At 48.5% G+C, this 18,450-nt stretch carries 16 protein-coding genes; 12 read left to right on the top strand and 4 right to left on the bottom strand.

Annotated features, from left to right (window positions below; all coding sequences use genetic code 11):
* The first annotated feature begins 150 nt into the window (after positions 1 to 150).
* Both EA26_RS10930 and EA26_RS10935 read left to right on the top strand, forming a co-directional pair.
* Positions 151 to 1,365, top strand: a complete 1,215-nt coding sequence (locus EA26_RS10930) for a GGDEF domain-containing protein (RefSeq protein WP_052079725.1) — start codon at positions 151 to 153, stop codon at positions 1,363 to 1,365.
* Between the two features lie 283 nt (positions 1,366 to 1,648).
* Positions 1,649 to 4,471, top strand: a complete 2,823-nt coding sequence (locus EA26_RS10935; protein ID WP_039427416.1) for a hypothetical protein — start codon at positions 1,649 to 1,651, stop codon at positions 4,469 to 4,471.
* Positions 4,472 to 4,578: 107 nt separating this feature from the next.
* Here the strand turns inward: EA26_RS10935 and EA26_RS10940 are convergent, their stop codons facing one another.
* A complete protein-coding gene (locus EA26_RS10940; RefSeq protein WP_039427417.1) occupies positions 4,579 to 6,123 on the bottom strand; it encodes a methyl-accepting chemotaxis protein in 1,545 nt (514 codons plus the stop codon).
* A gap of 368 nt (positions 6,124 to 6,491) precedes the next feature.
* Here EA26_RS10940 and tnpA point away from each other — a divergent pair, with 368 nt between their 5' ends.
* The 8 genes from tnpA (at position 6,492) to EA26_RS10980 (ending at position 12,714) form a co-directional block, all read left to right on the top strand.
* Complete coding sequence (tnpA, locus tag EA26_RS10945) at positions 6,492 to 6,926, top strand: IS200/IS605 family transposase (RefSeq protein ID WP_039422787.1); 435 nt, start codon at positions 6,492 to 6,494, stop codon at positions 6,924 to 6,926.
* Between the two features lie 268 nt (positions 6,927 to 7,194).
* The gene (locus EA26_RS10950; RefSeq protein ID WP_039427418.1) at positions 7,195 to 7,671 is read left to right on the top strand and encodes a LabA-like NYN domain-containing protein; all 477 of its coding nucleotides are present in this window, start codon (positions 7,195 to 7,197) and stop codon (positions 7,669 to 7,671) included.
* A gap of 130 nt (positions 7,672 to 7,801) precedes the next feature.
* Complete coding sequence (locus EA26_RS10955; protein ID WP_039427419.1) at positions 7,802 to 8,569, top strand: DUF3450 domain-containing protein; 768 nt, start codon at positions 7,802 to 7,804, stop codon at positions 8,567 to 8,569.
* Positions 8,570 to 9,937: a MotA/TolQ/ExbB proton channel family protein gene (locus EA26_RS10960; RefSeq protein WP_039427420.1), complete on the top strand. Its 1,368-nt coding sequence runs from the start codon at positions 8,570 to 8,572 to the stop codon at positions 9,935 to 9,937. It begins immediately after the preceding gene.
* Entirely contained in the window at positions 9,934 to 10,494 is a 561-nt protein-coding gene (locus tag EA26_RS10965; protein WP_039427421.1) for a MotA/TolQ/ExbB proton channel family protein, read from the top strand. The genes EA26_RS10960 and EA26_RS10965 overlap by 4 nt, the downstream gene beginning before the upstream one ends.
* Positions 10,491 to 10,895 carry an ExbD/TolR family protein gene (locus EA26_RS10970; RefSeq protein WP_039427422.1) on the top strand — a complete coding sequence of 135 codons (405 nt, stop codon included), beginning with the start codon at positions 10,491 to 10,493 and terminating at the stop codon, positions 10,893 to 10,895. Before EA26_RS10965 ends, EA26_RS10970 begins: the two co-directional genes overlap by 4 nt.
* The gene (locus EA26_RS10975) at positions 10,895 to 11,527 is read left to right on the top strand and encodes an energy transducer TonB (protein ID WP_039427423.1); all 633 of its coding nucleotides are present in this window, start codon (positions 10,895 to 10,897) and stop codon (positions 11,525 to 11,527) included. The genes EA26_RS10970 and EA26_RS10975 overlap by 1 nt, the downstream gene beginning before the upstream one ends.
* Positions 11,528 to 11,529: 2 nt before the next feature.
* Complete coding sequence (locus tag EA26_RS10980) at positions 11,530 to 12,714, top strand: tetratricopeptide repeat protein (RefSeq protein WP_039429023.1); 1,185 nt, start codon at positions 11,530 to 11,532, stop codon at positions 12,712 to 12,714.
* A gap of 87 nt (positions 12,715 to 12,801) precedes the next feature.
* Here EA26_RS10980 and EA26_RS10985 read toward each other — a convergent pair whose 3' ends face one another.
* Entirely contained in the window at positions 12,802 to 14,130 is a 1,329-nt protein-coding gene (locus EA26_RS10985) for an anaerobic C4-dicarboxylate transporter (protein WP_039427426.1), read from the bottom strand.
* Positions 14,131 to 14,626: 496 nt separating this feature from the next.
* Between EA26_RS10985 and EA26_RS10990 the strand changes: the two genes are divergently transcribed.
* Positions 14,627 to 16,246 carry a methyl-accepting chemotaxis protein gene (locus tag EA26_RS10990; protein ID WP_039427428.1) on the top strand — a complete coding sequence of 540 codons (1,620 nt, stop codon included), beginning with the start codon at positions 14,627 to 14,629 and terminating at the stop codon, positions 16,244 to 16,246.
* A gap of 45 nt (positions 16,247 to 16,291) precedes the next feature.
* Here the strand turns inward: EA26_RS10990 and EA26_RS10995 are convergent, their stop codons facing one another.
* Positions 16,292 to 16,504, bottom strand: a complete 213-nt coding sequence (locus EA26_RS10995; RefSeq protein WP_039427430.1) for a DUF2986 domain-containing protein — start codon at positions 16,502 to 16,504, stop codon at positions 16,292 to 16,294.
* Between the two features lie 123 nt (positions 16,505 to 16,627).
* Between EA26_RS10995 and EA26_RS11000 the strand changes: the two genes are divergently transcribed.
* Positions 16,628 to 17,047 carry a nitrous oxide-stimulated promoter family protein gene (locus EA26_RS11000; protein ID WP_039427432.1) on the top strand — a complete coding sequence of 140 codons (420 nt, stop codon included), beginning with the start codon at positions 16,628 to 16,630 and terminating at the stop codon, positions 17,045 to 17,047.
* Here EA26_RS11000 and EA26_RS11005 read toward each other — a convergent pair.
* Entirely contained in the window at positions 17,025 to 18,410 is a 1,386-nt protein-coding gene (locus tag EA26_RS11005) for an MATE family efflux transporter (RefSeq protein ID WP_039427435.1), read from the bottom strand. The two genes, EA26_RS11000 and EA26_RS11005, sit on opposite strands and share 23 nt — an antisense overlap.
* Between the last annotated feature and the right edge of the window lie 40 nt (positions 18,411 to 18,450).

The following is an 18,450-nucleotide window of genomic DNA, read 5'->3' on the forward strand; positions in this document are numbered from 1 at the left end:
CTGTAATACAAAGGATTAAAGATTAAGCGATCTTGCGCGCGATTTTAAGACATAGTTCAAAAATCCATGTGAGCTTATAAATAAAATCGTGAATTAGTTGATGCTAATCGATAATATCCGGATATAAAACTTCTCTTTCTAGCTTCAATTTTGCGTACTTCTTTCAGGACGTATTGCATAAGAAATCAATGTGATAGCGAAATTGTCAAAACCTCTATTTTTGTTGTTGGCTGCATTTGGCGTACGGATGTCACCGCTGGCGAAATTGACACCGCCAAAGGGCAGTTGCAAACCTTAAAAACGGCGTACGAGCGCACACCGAAAAGCGATAGCGTACGTCTAGATAAGCTCAAGTATCTTCTTAATAAATCCAGCGTTGAAATTGAGCTGCTGGAAAAAAGCGTAGAATTAACCCGCAGCACCCTGTTGCCGTCTATGCCAAATAATATTGGTAAACGAGGCTATTTTCTCGACCCCAGCAATAACTATTTGCACGTGGTTCTTCCCCTGCGTAATAAAAATGCGGGCTATTTGTGGGCGGAGGTGGATGCCAAACGTCTAAGTGAGATAAAACTCGCCCTTTTAGGCGTGATCCTCAAAGAAGCGGTCGGTGCTTTTGTTATCTCTCTGGTGCTGATTTACCTCATCACTATATGGCTAGTCAGCCCGTTAAAAGCGCTGGCGTTTTCCATGAAGCAAGACATCGAAAAAATCGATCAAGGCAATATTCCTGAAATACGCCGAGCTGATGAAATTGGGGATTTAGCCCGTTCTTACTCCAGCTTAATTACCAAGATAAAAAATCAACTCAAAGTGTTGCATCTGCAAGCGGAGACCGATCCTTTGACGGGGCTAGGATCGCGCTACAAATACAAAGCCAGCTCGGCGAAAACACTGCAAAACACGCTTCTTAAGAGAGAGCACGCTTACTTCCTGCTATGTGACATCGATAATTTCAAGTCCTTCAATGACACTTACGGACATACCGAAGGTGACAACGTGCTGACGGATGTAGCATCGGTGATTAACCAGCATATTCGGCGCAGTGAAATCGCTTGTCGTATTGGTGGCGAGGAGTTCGCGTTTATTATCACTGGGAGAGATCCTGCATCTTTGACAGAACGAGTGCAGCATATCCATCAATCCGTTGCCCAACGAGCAATTCGCCATGAGGGCAACTTGCCGTTTGGTGTGGTCACCATTTCAATCGGCGCGGTCGCTATCGAGTCAACCAGTGACAAGATCTCTCTAGAGCAGTGTGAAGCTCTGCTAAAACAGGCATTTGAAATTGCAGACAAACAACTCTACAAAGCCAAGCATAGCGGCAGAAACAGTGTGCTGTTTGGTGAAAAGCTGAGTCTCTAACCGCATTCTGTTTTTAAATCGTTTGATCGTGCGGTGGCTGAGGCCACCGTTTTTGTTTGCATACGTTCAAGTTTGGCACACACGCGTAAAGCCTCCAACCCACGCTTTGCTAACTCTTTGGTTCAATTCGATAAAAGGATCAGGAAATTGCAAGGTGCTCGTTGCACAGTTTACTGCCGATCTATACATTCCCATACAAAGATAGGAATGACTTATTAATAAAACGGTGTACATTATTCGCCAGTAGTTCAATTGAATATCTGTGTACTTACGGGAAAACGTTATGAAACCATCACCCATCGCTATGACGTTGGCCGCCTTTCTGGCGGTTGGCGCGGCGATTCCTCAGCAAGCAGCGGCGCAATCTGTCGCTTGGGATAGAGCAAATGAATCTTGGCTGACTCAATCTTCTGACCATTTTGTGATTCATTTTCGCAATGGCCATGAAAAGCAAGCAGCTCGTGCGCTTGATCTGGCTGAACAATCACACCGCGAGTTAGTGCCGTTTTTTGGTTATCAACCAGAAGAAAAAACAGAAATTGTTCTTGTTGATGAGTATGACTTTTCTAACGGCTGGGCGACGGTGGTGCCTTATCCGCAAATCCGTTTGATCATGAGCCCGCCCGATGAGGCGAACAGTTTAGAAAACAATGATGAATGGATGCATTTGCTGATCAAACATGAGTACACGCACATCATGCATATGGAGATGGGTGGCGGAGCGATCAAAACATTACGCAACATTTTCGGCCGCAATCCGTTTTTGTACCCGCACCTTATGACGCCATCTTTCATGCTTGAAGGATTAGCTGTCTATCAAGAGACAAACCAAGCGGCAGGTTACGGGCGCTTACAAGGTACTGGCTACGACATGCAGATGCGCATGGAAGTGGCGTCTGGTGAAGTGAAAAGCTTGAATCAGGTCGCCGTCGCATCAAGAGAGTGGCCATTGGGCTACAACTATTTGTATGGCGCTTATTTTGTTCAGTACCTCGCCGATACGTATGGCGATGAGAAAGTGGGTGAATTTCTCACCAGCTACAGCAGAAAAGTGATTCCGTTCTTTTTGCTTAATCGCACCGCAAGAACCACGTTTGGCAAAGATCTCGAGCAGTTGTGGTCTGATTTCCAAAGTCACATTTACCAGCAATACCAAGGTGACGTGACACAAATGACCGAAGCCGCTGTGATTGGCAAAGGCAAGTACACCGCACCATTTTTGCAAGTGGTCAGTGCCAGTGACAGCGGTTTGCTGGTTAATAGAAATGATGGTGACGGTTATTCAAAGTTACAGCGTATTGACGGAGAAAACGCGCAAACACTGAGCAAAACCAAACAGATCAATTCGCTGGATGTTCATCTACAGGCGGGGGTTCTGGCAACTCGCTCTATCACCTACGCCGATGGCCGCGTATTGAGTGATGTGTTTGTCTATCAAGATGATCGCTGGACGCAGTTGACGGAAAAACAGCGTTTTCGTATGGCGAAATGGTTGCCGGACGGGTATCAATACCTCGCGTCACGTAAGGTGGATGGCTTGAGTGAGCTGTGGCTTATGGATGCCAGCAACCCTGAAAGTAATACGCTGATTTGGCAGGGAGAAGACGGTGATGTACTGGGCGGATTTTCTCTCGCGCCGCAAGGCGATTTCTTAGTCGCGAGCATGAAACGCCCGCAGCAAGGTTGGAACCTAGAGCGTTTTGATCTTACCAGCGCGACGTGGCACAAGCTGACGGACTCGCGCGCAGTGGAAAATGCCCCGACGATGATGCCAGATGGTAAAGTGCTCTATAGCGCCGATTACGACGGCGTGTTTAATATCTATTCGCTTGACCTAGAGACACAACAGATTTCTCAGCTTACCCGTGAAGTCGGCGGAGCGTTTGAGCCCCATTGGCAAGCGGGAAGCGGGCTGGTTTATCAATCCTATGATGCAAAAGGTTACACGTTACGCGAAAAAGAGCGTGTAGAACCGCTACGCACCTTTACCGTGGCCGATGCGCAAGGTCAGTACAACTACGTTGATCCTGTTGAAGAAGTGGCTGCAAAGAGTGAGATAATCGATTACAGCCCTTGGTCTAGTCTGCGTCCACGTACTTGGCTGCCTATCATTTCGCAAGATGAGAACCAAACACTGGCTGGTTTTATGATTAACGGGGCGGATGCGTTGAATCGTCACCAATATCAACTCGGTTTCGCTTGGGATACAGAAAATAGCCTTGCTCAGTACAATTTGGGCTATTTGTACGATTCACGTTGGATGATCCAGTTAGAGCGCTCACACGATTTTACCACGTTTAAGCAAGGCAGCTCTGAAACCTATCGCATTGAACAAAGTGACAGTGCACTTATTCAGCGAAACCACCTTTTCACCGCGATTGAAGACCAGCTCAGCTTTGCGGCGGGTGTGTACTGGGATAAAGAGTCCGAAGAGAAAAAACCGAAGTTTGGTGCCACTAAACCTTACGTAGAAACGGAAGAATCTCTGGCCGGGATCGCAGCGACATTCGACAATCGTGAAACCTATCTCAATGTTCCGGGCATAGGTTGGGGGCATTACTTAGATGTGGTGGTTGAAAGCAATGAACTGTTGGGAAGTGACTACCAAGGTGAGAAATACCAAGGTCAGTGGCAAGCCACGTTTGACCTGCCGGGGCGCTCGACATTGTCATTGCGCCTTGCTGGGGGCTTAGCCGATAGCAAAGCGAAACCGTTCCGCTTAGGTGGTTCCGACCAAAGTGATGAAGTTGCACTGTTTGGCCGTGAAACGCAGGCGCTGCGTGGATATGACGAAACGGTACAATCTGGCGACCGCTATGTGACTCAGCGAGTGGAAGCAAGCACTTGGCTTGGACGAGTGGAACGAAACTGGGGATTGTATCCGATAGGCTTAGGGGATATTTCAGGAACAGCATTTGTTGATTCAGGTTCTGCGTGGAGTGACACTAAAGAGTACAAACAACTGACTGGCGCGGGTGTGTCATTCACGGTGGGGGTGCGTCTTGGCTACAACCTAGAGTTGCCCGTGACGTTAGGCTACGCGCACGGCTTTGATAGCGATCTCGGTAAAGATCAGTTCTTCTTCTCTGTCGCTGGACAGTTCTAAGCGGATCGTGACGAAGAGAAACGAAATGAAAAAGGGGAACGGCGTGTTCCCCTTTTGCGTATTTCCTTTTTACGTATTGCGCTTAAGCGCGTTGAGTAAAGCAAGCGTTAAGAAAACTGACGCATCAAACGCTGCATCTCTTCCAAATTACTGACCAGCTCACTGGTGCGAACAATCGAACTTTGAGAAGCGTGTGATGTGTTGTCGGCAAGTTGCTTGATGTTAACAATATTGCGATTGATCTCTTGGGTAACGGTTGCTTGCTCATCCACTGCAGTGGCGATTTGATGGCTACTGTCGGTGACTGCGCCCAACTTATCGCGAATCGCACTGAGTACTTCACCGGTACTATCGGCTTGGCGCTTACAGTTTTGCGACAACTCATTACCGGTATTCATCGCCGCGACGGCCTGACGAGCGGTGTTTTGCAACTGGCTGATCATCGAGTGGATCTCATTGGCGCTGCTGCCCGTTTTGGAGGCAAGATTGCGTACTTCGTCAGCGACCACGGCAAAACCGCGGCCCGATTCGCCGGCGCGTGCCGCTTCGATTGCGGCATTGAGCGCGAGCAGATTGGTTTGCTCTGAAATCGCGGTAATGACTTCAAGAATACTGTCGATCTTCTGGCTATCTTTCGCCAGTTGTTCAATGATCTGCTTTGAGTTGTGCAGCTCTGCCGTAAGGGCGTCAACCATGCGAATGGTCGAGCGGATACTGTCAAGTCCGGTTTTGGAATCGTCGTTCGCATTACCTGCCAACGCAGATGCGGCGGCGGCGGCATTGGCCACTTCATGGATGGAGTGGGTGAGTTCCTCAACCGCAGCGGCCACTTGTTCGGTCTCTCGGCACTGCTGATCCAAACTTTCGCCAATCGACTGGATGGTGGCAAACTCTTCTTCTGCCGAAATCAAAATACTGCCAGAGGTTTCGGTGGCGCGACCCGTGACCGCGCGCAGCTCCGCTTTTTTCATCATCAACGCTAACTCAACTGGCGAAAAATCATCGTAGTGATTGGTGTAAGGCTTTTCCATCAATGGGTTGTGATACGCTTCGTCGGCGAGCGCGCGAATTTTTTCGTAGCGTTTTTGCTGATACCAACTAAGTGCCAACGTCGTACTGGCAAACCCCATCGCGACGCTTTGCAAAGAAAATGAGGCTAAGGCGATGCCGCCAACCCCGCTTAAGAGTGTCAGCGCGGCAGATAACGTAGTAAGGCGCTTTAGTGGCAGGCGCATTTTGGCTTTGTACTTATTGGCGCGCATCGCATCGTATAGCGCTTGGGCCCTTTCAACTTGTTCTGGCTGTGGTTTGGAGCGAACCGACTGATACTCGATGATCTCGCCCTCAGCGTTACGGATGGGCGTCACAAACGCCGAAACCCAGTAATGCTGTGAATCACTACACTGATTTTTTACCAGCCCCATCCAACTTTTGCCCGCTTTAAGGTACTGCCACATTTGTGCAAAGGCCGCTTTTGGCATGTCTTGGTGGCGCACCATGTTGTGTGGTTGTCCTTTTAGCTCATCGCGGGTGTAGCCAGCAATTGTGCAAAAATCGCTATTGGCGTGGGTGATGATGCTGCGAGGGTCGGTCGTCGAGATAAGATTGGCGCTGACGGAATAGTCTTTGTTGAGCTTGGATTTTGTAGTCATTTTATTCGTCGTTCTCTTTCGTCCTGAGGTTCGAACAGCAAGTTATTTGTTCAGCTAGGCATAATCTTACTGAGTCTGGCTGAAGGAGATGACTCTGTTGCGTAATGAAATATGCAATAAAAGTCATTTTTAGCCGCACATAGTAAGGTTGAGAGGTGGGTTCCATTTATGATTTGAATCAATGGATGGTGAATATTAATAAAACGATCAACAAAAAGTGAGGGTGTTTAAATAACCGATTGCGTTTTGTTTTCAGCCCTAAACCACCTACTTCAGTAGGTGGTTATCATTCAATTAGGCTTGGCCTGTAGTTCTACCCATGCTAATTGCTCCCTTGATTTTTAGCGAAGTCAAAGAGGACAAATAACATGAGTAGATACAAGCAAGCTTCCCACGTATTTTGGAGATGTCAATATCACATCGTATGGACTCCAAAGTATCGGTTTCGGATATTGAAGAACAATGTTGGTAAAGAGGTTTATCGGTGTATATATGTGTACTGTAATCAACTTGGATGTGAAGTCGTAGAGCTGAATGTCCAAGTAGATCATGTGCACTTAGTGGTTAAGGTGCCACCCAAGCTATCAATATCCAAGTTGATGGGGGTATTGAAGGGCAAAATAGCCCTGAAAGTATTCAGTAAATTTCCATATCTACGGAAGAATAAACTGTGGGGTAATCACTTTTGGCAGCGAGGCTATTTTGTCGATAGTGTTGGAATTAATGAAGAAATAATCCGACGATATGTCAGACATCAGGAAAAGAAAGAGCGCCAGGAGCAGCAAGAATTAGCGCTGGACTAAACAAAGGCCCCCTTTTAGGGGGCTCTCACAAAGCCACCTTCTTTAGAAGGTGGTTTTTTACAAAATTAATGTTTTTGTTGCATATGCTTTTTGAGCGAGCTCGAATTAATGCCTATCTTTACGGTGCGTTTTTCCACCACTTCGTTTGTTTTGCAGACATCATCTGCTATCTGCCGGTGTATGAGTCGCCGAATTACGCTTTTTACTCGCCTTTTCTGCCGCTATCGCATAGGGTGAGGCAAATTCATCTGCTAGGTTAACAACGCCAATGAAAGAAAAAGTCGCCATTTTTGTCGATGTACAAAATGTGTATTACACCTGTCGCGAAAAATATCAGCGCAAGTTTGATTACAACCGTTTTTGGCAAGAAGTCACCGTAAACAAACAGGTGGTGGTAGCGAATGCCTATGCCATTGCCAGCCGTGATCCCGGGCAAAGGCAGTTTCATCACATTCTGCGCGGAATTGGTTTGGAGGTGAAGCTTAAGCCTTTCATTCAACGTGCTGATGGCAGTGCCAAAGGCGATTGGGATGTTGGCATAGCATTAGATGCGATTGAACGGGCTCCGGAAGTCGACCAAGTCATTTTGCTCTCTGGTGATGGCGACTTTGAAATTTTAGTCGAGCGCATTCAGCAACGTTATGGGAAAAAAGTGGTGGTTTATGGCGTGCCGGGTCTCAGTGCTCAAGGGTTGAGAAACGTAGCTGACCAGTTTATTGAAATAGACAACGCACTACTTATTTAAACGTTGCGAAGGTGATATTCATTCAAGTTGGTATTCTGCAAAAAATCCGTTAGAATGCACTTCTCTTGGTTGATAATACGAATGACTATCAACAGCAATTGTAACTTACATCAGGTTATTGACAACTCTTATGACGTTCTACAAAGCCAGTGCCGCCGCACTACTGATGGCGACCGTTGCCACTGCCCATGGCAGTGATCTCGACAAGGCGCAGAAAATTCAAAGCCATACCAACACTGCTGCGGCAAAAAGCCAATCACTGATTAATGCCAGTGCTGAAAACAGCCAGTTATTGCAAGCCGAAATTGAACTGCTTCAGGAAGAAGTGCGTAATCTCGAGATTTACCAGCGCCACTTGACTTCTTTGATCCACAGCCAAGAGCAGGAAAAGTCGAGTTTAGCGAGCCAAATCAGCGAGATCCAATCGACGCGGCAAGGCATCGTTCCTCTGATGTATGACATGTTGGCAGAGTTGAAAGATCTGGTTAGTAATGATGTTCCACTAAAAGCCGAACAACGCAAAGAGCGGGTGGAAAAGCTGGAATTGCTGATGGCACGTGCTGATGTCGCTGAAGCGGAGAAATTTCGTCGTATTTTAGAGGCTTACCAAATTGAGCTCGACTACGGCAGTCGCATTGGTGCGTATCAGGCGCAAATTCAAACCGTTGATGGTAAAGCGCGTCAGGCAGAGCTGCTGCATTTGGGTCGCATCTCTTTGATTGCTCGCAGCTTAAGCGGTCAAGCTTTCTGGTACTGGAACCAACAGCAAAAGCAGTGGATGGAATTAACGCAAATTCCGGCGTCTGAGCTCAATCGTGCCTTTGATGTGGCCAACCAGAAAGTCGCACCAGCGTTACTCTATCTTCCGTTATCTGTTGCAGCAAAAGAGGTGATGTAAATGAAACCCGTATCTATTCTTGCGGCTGGATTGTTGACATTGTCCTCTGCTGGCGTACTGGCACAGGCCGAGTTGGTGCAGCAAGCCAAAATCGAAAACCAAACACAGCAAATACACAATCAACAGCGTGAACAAGGCTTTAAACAGACTGAGCAGCAACTAAAAGCGCTGAAAGCGTCTCTGGCAGAGAAAAAAGCCCAATTGGAAAGCCAGAATGATAACTTGGCCAGTCAGTTTAGTGACAACGAAGTACAGTTGTCTCAACTTGAAGAGCAACTGCGTGTTGAAACGGGCAGTTTGGGCGAACTGTTCGGTGTGGTGCGTCAACACGCGAAAGAGATCAAAGCGGATCTTGCTGAAGCGGTTACCGCGATTGGCCAGACAGATCAAACTCAAGTGGTTAATGATATCGTAGAGGCAAACACACTGCCTGATATTCGTCAGCTACGCGGCTTGTGGCAGGTGATGCAAGCGCAAATCAGTGCCAGCCGCAGTGTCAGCGAGCTCACCATTGCGATGCTAGATGCAGAAGGCCAAACACAAGCGACGCCAGCACTGACACTTGGTAATTTTGGCCTGTTGACCGAGCAAGGTTATGTCAATTGGCATCATGACAAGCAATTTGCTTCTTCTTTCGCCAAACTGCCTGAAAACGTACCTGTACGCTCAGATCTGGTCGTGGCAAGCCAAGGTGAGATGATGCCTGTGCTGCTCGATCCGACTCGTGGCGTGTTGTTGCAGCAATATGCGCAGTCGCCAGGCTTGGCAGAGCGCTTTGCAGCGGGTGGTGTGGTCGGCAAAGTGATCATTGGTTTATTGGCAATCGGTCTTATCATCGCAGCCTACCGCGCCGTGGTACTGCTTGCGGTGCAGGGCAAAATCAAGGCTCAGTTGAAAACACCGAACACACCACAGAATAACCCGCTTGGTCGAATTCTGGCAGTGTACGACAGTGAACGTCCGCGCAGTGTGGAAGCATTAGAACTTCGTCTGCTGGAAGCGATTGTCGATGAACAAAATGGCTTGGAAAAAGGGCTCTCGATGCTCAAATTGCTTGCCGCTTTAGCGCCAATGCTGGGTCTTTTGGGGACGGTGATCGGCATGATTGAGACCTTCCAAGTGATCACCCAGTTTGGTAATGGCGATCCGAAGATCATGGCGAGTGGTATTTCGATGGCGCTGGTCACGACGGTGCTCGGTCTGGTCGCTGCGATGCCGCTACTGTTGGCGCACAACATTCTCAATGGAATGGCGGAAAACGTGCGTAACGTGCTGGAAAAACAGAGTATCGGTTTAGTCGCACAGCAAGCAGAAGAGCAAATGCACACCACTCGTGAGTTTCCAGCCAAGGTAGGGAATGCAGCGTGAGTGGGTTCGTTTCGCAACTGTTGCCTGAGCTGTTGACGTCCAGCCAATGGTGGGCGTCTTTACAGACCTTTATGGAACAGGGTGGACAGATTTTATGGTGGCTCGCGGCGGTCGCGGCAGTTTTCTGGCTGCTCGCGGTAGAGAAAATTATCTACCTGAGCCGCGAGTTTCCCGTGTATTGCACGCAAACCGCGCAGCAGTGGCAAGCGCGTCAAGATAGACAGTCGTGGTTTGCCTTGTCGGTGCGTGAAGCGTGGATGGCGCAAGCGCATCAGCGTCTGTTTCGTCATTTAAGTTTGCTGAAAGTGCTGGTGGCCATTTGTCCTATGCTTGGGTTGCTCGGTACGGTAACGGGCATGATCTCGGTCTTCGAAGTGATGGCGGCCCAAGGCAGTAGCAACCCAAAATTAATGGCGTCAGGTATTTCGCTGGCGACACTGCCGACGATGGTCGGCATGGTGGTGGCACTGGTCGGCATGTTTGTTCATGCCCGCTTGTATAAAGCGTGTCAGAACCGAGAACTGAAATTGGAAAGAATGTTAAGGAGTCAGTCTTGAGACTAGGTAAACGTCAGGCAAAATCGGATGAAGCGCAGATCGATTTGACCTCAATGCTGGACATCGTTTTCATCATGCTGATCTTCTTTATTGTCACCAGTTCGTTTGTGCGTGAATCCGGTGTGGAAGTGAATCGTCCACAGGCCTCCAATGTTAGTGCACAGAAAGATGCGGGGATTTTCATCGCCGTCACGGCAGCCAATGATATCTATATCGATAAACGAATTGTCGATGTTGAGCGTGTTCAAGCCAGTATCGAACGCTTATTGCTTGATCAACCGGATGCCTCATTGGTGGTACAAGCCGACGAATACGCTTACAACGGTACGGTGGTGAAAGTGATGGATGCGGCGAAAGCGGCAGGGGTGAAAAACATCGCGCTGGCGGCGGAGAAACGCTGATGTTGAGATTATTGCTATCGCTGCCGGTGTCATTGGCGATGGTGTTTGCCCTGTTTTCTGCCATGGCATGGATGGTGAATCTGGGCAAATTAAACGGAGTAACGCCATCTGCACCTGTCAGCTTTAACATGGTGATGTTTGAAGCGCAAAGCGAAGTGGCACGACGTCAACGTGCCGTGCCACCACCGCCGGATGTACCGCCGCCGCCTCAGCCCGAAGTCATGAAGGTATCCCAAACGCCAATGACAACGACGTCGGCTCAGGTTGAGATGCCTAATGTTGATATGTCTTTTAGTGTCAATGGTTTAGCAATTTCCGTTCCTTCGGTCGGTATTCCGGGTAACAGCGTGACAAATAATCATCAGCAGTTGACCCCACTGAGCCGAGTGGATGCAGTGTATCCTGCCAAAGCGAAGAAGAGAGGCATTGAAGGCTATGTGTTGCTGAGATTTGATATTGATGAAACGGGCAGGCCACAAAATATTGAAGTGGTGGAAGCTCAGCCAGCTCGATTCTTTGAACGCAGTGCCGTTGATGCAGTGAAGCGTTGGCGTTACCAGCCGCAAATCGTCGATGGCGCCGCGCAACCCATTCTCGGATATAGCACCCGGATAGAGTTTAAAATGCAATGAAGATGAAAAAGACGACGATCACCTTACTGATGAGCTGCCTGCTGTTGACCAAGGTATCAGCCGCGGCACCGACCTCGGACATCTCACCTTACGCCCTGCGTTACATGCAGCAGGCGCAAACCTTGTCTGCCAAAGAGCAAAACCAGCAGGCGATCGAGCATTTGTTGACCGCTGAAGTCTCAAGGCCGGGCGATGTGGCAGCTATCTCGCGCATGCTGGGTATCTTATATTGGCAATCGGAGCAAGCTCAACATTCGGTGATGGCTTTGGAAAAAGCGCTCAACGCGCAAGGTTTGGCCGACGATGAGCAGTGGCGTACTAGGCGTATGCTGTCGTCAATCTACTTAACGCTAGGTCAATTTCGTCAAGCTTTGCCGCACCTCGAACTGCTCACGCAATCCATTCCCGAGGGAGAAAACGCAGCCGAAGTCTGGCTGCATCTGGCGCAAGCACACTACAGCCTAGAGCAGTGGCGTGAGACGTTGCTCGCGCTGGAGAAACAGCGCAAACTCGACCCTAAACCCAGTGTGGCGGTGCTCTCAATCTCTCTTGGCGCTCATGCCCAGCTTGAGCAATGGTCGCAGGTGGTGGACAACGCCAAACAGCTGATTGCCTTGCAACCGGAGAAAAAAATCTGGTGGATGCAAGCCTATAGTGGCTATCTGAATTTACGTCAACAAAAAGCGGCGTTGGATATCTTGACCCTCGCGCAGCTTAAAGGCATTGCCTTACTCGATTCTGAACGCAAGTCGTTGGCATATATGTATGCGAGCCAAGGGATTTATGAAAAAGCTGCAGTGACATTGTCACAACTTGAACAGGCCGACAGCGATCTTGAGCTGATTCGCTTGCAAGCACAATATTGGCAAGCGGCAAAAGAGTGGCAGAAATCGCTGCACTTCTGGCATAAAGCCGCAGAGGTTGAGAGTAAATACCATTGGGAAGTGGCGGTGCTGCAAAACCAGCTACAGAAGTATCAACAGGTGATCGCGTCACTGGATCAAATGGAAAATCAGCAGCGCTTCTATGATGCACAACTGCTCAAAGTGAACGCGCTGTATCGCCTCAACCGCTTAGAAGCCGCACTTGCGTTAGCTAAAAAGGCTGATGCGATCAAATCGTCGACACAAACACAAAGTTGGGTACGTTTTTTGTCACACAAGAAAAGTGAGGCGCCCGAAGTTTAAGACATGGGGTAAAACACAACCTAACTGCCAAAAAAAGAGCGGATATCATTTCAGGCATGATATCCGCTCTTTGTCGTTATGGGTTAGTTAGCCAATAATGATTTGGCCTAGCAAGTAGCCGAGACAGCAAGCTCCGATGACACCAATTAAACCAACCGCCATAAAGGAGTGGTTGAAATACCATTTGCCAATCTTAGTCGTGCCTGTGTTATCAAAGTTTACGGTCGCAATGTCTGAAGGGTAATTTGGAATAAAGAAGTAACCGTACAGCGCTGGCATTAAACCAATCAGTAGTGCGGGTTCAAGCCCTAAGCCAAGACCAACAGGCAACATCATACGTGCAACCGCGGCTTGTGAGTTCACTACCACCGAGACAATGAACAGCGCCAAAGCGAAGGTCCATGGGTAGTTGTTCACCATCTCAACGATGCCGGATTTAAACTGAGGCATTGCGTACTGGAAGTAGGTATCTGACATCCACGCGATACCGAAAATTGCAATCGCAGCCACCATACCCGATTTAAACACCACACCATTGGGCACGCTGCGTGGGTCCGTTTTGGTCGCCAGCAAAATGATACCGCCGAAGCACAGCATCATCATCTGAATGACCACCGCCATGCTGATCGGTTTGCTCCCTTCAGCGATAATGCGAATTTCTGGCATCATGGCAATGAGCACAATGGTGAAGATGGAAGCGATAAACAGCAGGACAGAGTTTCTCGCGGCGGCTGGTAGATGCTCATCCAGCGAGGTTGCGGTGGTGTTAAGGATTTTTTCGCGCCATACCGGATCTTTCAAACGTTCTTGATATTCCGGATCGTCGTCCAGCTCTTTACCACGTTTTAGGCTGTAAAGTGACATCAGCAAGGTGCCGAACAGTGTCGCAGGAACGGTAACTAAAAGGATAGAAAGCAAAGTGATTTCGTGGTTAATGTCGGCAAGCTGCGCTAAGTAGTAAACCACCGCCGCAGAAATGGGTGAGGCGGTAATCGCAATTTGCGATGCCACTGAAGCCGCTGCCATCGGACGCTCTGGGCGAATGCCATTTTTCAGAGCAACGTCGCCAATGATTGGCATGATGGAGTAAACCGCGTGGCCAGTACCTAGCATGAACGTCATCGCGTAAGTGACAAAAGGGGCAATCAAGGTTACCCGTTTTGGGTTTTTACGCAGCATGCGTTCCGCCACTTGCAGCATGTATTTCAACCCGCCAGCCGCTTCAAGAATCGAGGCACAGGTAACAACGGCAAGAATGATCAGCATGACCGTTACAGGTGGGGAGGTGGGCGGCATTTTGAACACAAACACTTCGATAACCAAGCCGATCCCAGACACGACACCAAGACCGATACCGCCATAGCGGGAGCCGATGTAAAGCATCAGCAAAAGGAACAGGAACTCCAAATACAACATGATATTTGTCCTTATTGGTAAAATTAGTAGGGATATTTTCTCTTTATATAGCTAAAAAATAGTAAACCGGCTTCACATAACCACTGAGCGTTGAAACCGATGTTGATTTCTCGGCAGTGACTCACGAAATTCCAGCCAATCGTGACGCTGAAGTAAGGAGATTGTTAAGTCTTAATTGTGTGGATACACAGATAACGTTAACACTGTCGAAAAACTGAGCGTGAGATCACTTGGCAATAAATGAAAACAGATTGTAATTGGATCTATCAGTTTGGGCATAAAGTGCCAAAGGTATCACTACAAAAAATCATATGGAACGTCTCAAACATGGCATTTTGCATTAGCAAACGTGATAAATGCGTCCATTCTGAAACCCACACGCAACAAATGGTTAAAATCGTGATATGCATCATTTGACTATTCGTTGAAACGAGTAATGATCCTCTTTCAATAAAAAATACGACTCAGTTGGCTTTATAAAAAAACGGATGCTCAGATGAAACTTAGTAACTTATCGGTAAAGTACAAACTTCTCTCGCTCGTGATTCTCTCCGTTGCTCTCATTGTGGCGACGTGCATTTACAACTTGAATGAGCAACGTAAATCCTCCATGGCTGAACGCGAAAGTAAGCTTAAAGCTCAGGTGGAAACCGCGTTGAATTTGGTCAGTTACTATTATGATCTGCAAGGAGAAATCGGTGAGCAAGAAGCCCAGTCTCGCGCTATCCAAGCGATCAACAAATTGCGTTATGACGATGATAATTACTTCTGGATCACCACACCGCAGCTCACGATTGTCACTCATCCGGTCAAGCCTGAGTTAAACGGGCAAAACGCCTCCGGCTTTAAAGATGGCGCTGGCAAATTCCACTGGCAGGAAATGGCGTCGATAACAGCGCAAAACGGTGGCGGCTTCCTCGACTACCAATGGAAAAGCCCTAATGGCAAATTGAAAGACAAGATTTCCTACGTTGAGCTGTTCAAAGGTTGGGGATGGATTGTTGGCTCTGGCATCTTGGTGGCGGACATTCAAGAATCTTTTTTCGCGGCGGCGCTTAAAGAGGCGTTTGTTGCATTAATTATGGCGGCCATGTTACTGGCGATGGGTTACGTTATCTCAAGCAACATTGTCTTACCGCTCAATCGTTTAATTGACAATACCAACAAAATTGCCGATGGCGATTTACGTGTGCGACTAAATACGCAGCGCAAAGATGAGCTGGGAGTGATGAGTCGTGAGATAGACCGTATGTTGGAGAAACTGCAGTTTACTTTGATGGCGGCACATGAAGCGGCAGAACAATCCGCCAACATGGCGCAAAGCATCGCTCAGGCAAGTGAAGAAGCCGCTACCAGTGTCGGCACGCAGCATTCGCAGTTAGAGTTGCTCTCGACCGCAATGACGGAGATGAGTACCACCATCGCCGATGTTGCGAGCAATGCAGAAAACACCGCGCACAGTACCCAGTTGGTTACGCATCATGCAGAGCAAAGCGGTCAAGCGATGGAGAAGACCGCACAAACCGTCTCGCATGTGTCACAAGACATTTCCGCTGCCGACCAATTGGTGGCGGAGTTAAAAGCGGGCGTACAGGAGATCAGCGCAGTAGTGAGCGTGATTCGCGAGGTTTCAGAGCAAACCAACTTACTGGCACTTAACGCGGCAATTGAAGCGGCTCGTGCTGGTGAACAAGGGCGTGGTTTTGCGGTTGTGGCAGACGAAGTGCGCAATTTGGCCTCACGCACTCAGCAATCCACCAATGAAGTACAGCAGACGATCGATTCCTTAACTGAGCGCACCGAGCGCACGGTGCAAGCGATGCAGCGCAGTAACGTCAAAGTTGAGCAAAGTGTCGCTATTTCGTTGGACACGCAAAAGCAGTTAGCCAATATGGTGACTGAGTTGGTGAAATCGAACGATATGGTGGCGCAGATTGCAGCGGCATCGGAGCAGCAAGGGTTAGTCGCCAATGAGATGACGGAAAACGTCACCAGCATTCATCTGGCGGCCAACGAAGTGATGCAGGCTTCACAGATGCTGGCGGAAGAGAGCCAAGCCATGGCGGCAGTGGCCGAGATACTTCATGATCAGTTGAAGTACTTCAAAGTCTCATAACACCACTTGCTAAAAAACAGAAAACCGCTCAACTGAGCGGTTTTCTTATTGTGAGTCGCTTTGTGCGTCCGTCTGAGACTCTACGGGTTCTGCTTGAGGCAGATTTTCCTGCGCTTGCGCTTCGAGTGCTTGTTCAGCTTCCATTTTAGCTCGGTCTGCTTTGGAAATATAACGCGGCTTATTGCTCTTGTGCAGCTTTGCATTCTGCTTCTTCATTCTGGCGTTATAGATTTGATTAATTTTCTTTTTGCGGTTCATTGGTTGACTCCCGGTTGAGGTGGCGCAGGATAATCATTTGCTCACAAAAGTACAAGTGACTTTGATTTAGTTAAAAGCGCAGCTGAGTTTTTTGGGTATAGTGACTCATCACAAGAAATGAAAATGACCACAAAGATGAAACAGCCACCTTCGCCCTCGCTTTTATTAACAGGCTCACTCGCCACTGAATTTAAGACCGTCTCCTATATGGTCGCGATGTACTGTCAGGCGCATCATCAAAGTGAGCGTGTTTTGTGCCAATCGTGTCAGGCTCTGTTGGATTATGCCGAAACCCGTTTAGACCGGTGCCCATACGGGCAAGCAAAACCAGCGTGTAATCGCTGCCCGATCCATTGTTACAAGCCGGAGCCGAAAACACAGATGCGCGATGTGATGCGTTATGGTGGGCCGAGGATGCTGATCGCTCATCCGATTCTGGCGATTCGCCATCTGTGGAGTGAGAGAAAACCGGTGCCCGGAAAACCAGCACCGGAGAGTTCTAATCGTCATCAAAGAATGGCTAAGAAGTCGTCACTACAGTGAGATTCTTAATCCAGTACTTCTGCGTGTAGCGGCGATAGCACAGTGCCAATTTCACCACTTCTTCGCTCAGCATCAGTGTATAAACATATTTAAACTCCCAGCCAGCAATAAAAGCGGCCATCGCACACACGGGTAAGCCCGTCATCCACATGGCGATAAAGTCCATCCGCAGGCAGAAAATATTGTCACCTCCTGCGCGAATAATACCGTTGATGATGATCATGTTGAGCATTCTTATCCAGATGCCGCAGCAAAGGATCATCACTGCTGGTGCTGCCAATGGATGCAGTTCTTCGCTTGCTAGGTTAAGTGCGGATAAGATCAGTTCACGGTTAGCGAGCATAAATGCGCCGACAGAAATACCAACCAAAAAAACGACTTTAATAAAGTAGGCGGCCATGGCCTGCGCTTTCTCAAACTCATCTCGGCCGAGGGCTTGACCAATCAAGACTGAACATGCAACAGAAAGACCAAAGAAAATCGCATAGCAGAGCGACTCAAATGGTCCAAGCATACTAAACACAGCCAGTTCTGTGGTGCCCATATGGCCGAAAATCATTTGATAAACCATGGTGCCAATCGCCCACAAAACCGCGCCCAGTGTCGTTGGCAGCGCCAATCGGCGGTAAGAAAGCCACAGTGAAGGGCGTTCAGGTGATGCGTGGGTGGTCAGCAACCAATGCGATTTCCATTGCATGAAACCAAGCATTAATCCGACTTGCACCGCACGAGAGATGGTCGTCGCCAGCGCCGCACCAGCCACCCCCATTGCAGGAATGCCTAAGCCGCCTTTGATCAACCAATAGTTCAGCGCGATGTTAATCACGATAGTAACGGCCCCCATCGCTAGAGGTGTGACGGTGTCACCTGATGAACGCATGCTTGCCTCAATTACGATCACTATGTGGGTCAGTAATAGTACGGGAAACGCGTACCACAAATACACTGAGCCGAGTTCAATAACTCGTTGGTCACTGGTTTGCAGCATCATGATCAAGTGTGAGCCCAGCGTGATCAAAAGCGTCACAGGTAAAAGCACTTTGAGGCCAAAAGTCATGGCAATCATCGAGACCGTTTTGGCGCTGCGGGCATCTTGTTTACCCCAATATTGTGCCACTAGGGTACCGTTTGCCGAAGCGAGCCCGGCCATGATCATGATCGCAACAAAGTGCCATTTTGAGGCAATTCCCACAGCAGCGGTTGCTTCTTTACCAAAGTCGCTTACCATGAGAACGTCCGCCAACGCTAAAATTGCCACCAGTGCGCTTTGTATCGCAACGGGAAAACCGAGCTTGGCAATGGTCTTTAATAGCCCGCCAGGTAAAGGATTGCTCGGCAATTCTTTGATATGTTGTTGGTTCATGTTTGCTCCTTTGTTTGGAGCGGAACTATAAAGGGGAACG

This window comes from Vibrio navarrensis (assembly GCF_000764325.1).
GTDB classification, from domain to species: Bacteria; Pseudomonadota; Gammaproteobacteria; order Enterobacterales; family Vibrionaceae; genus Vibrio; species Vibrio navarrensis.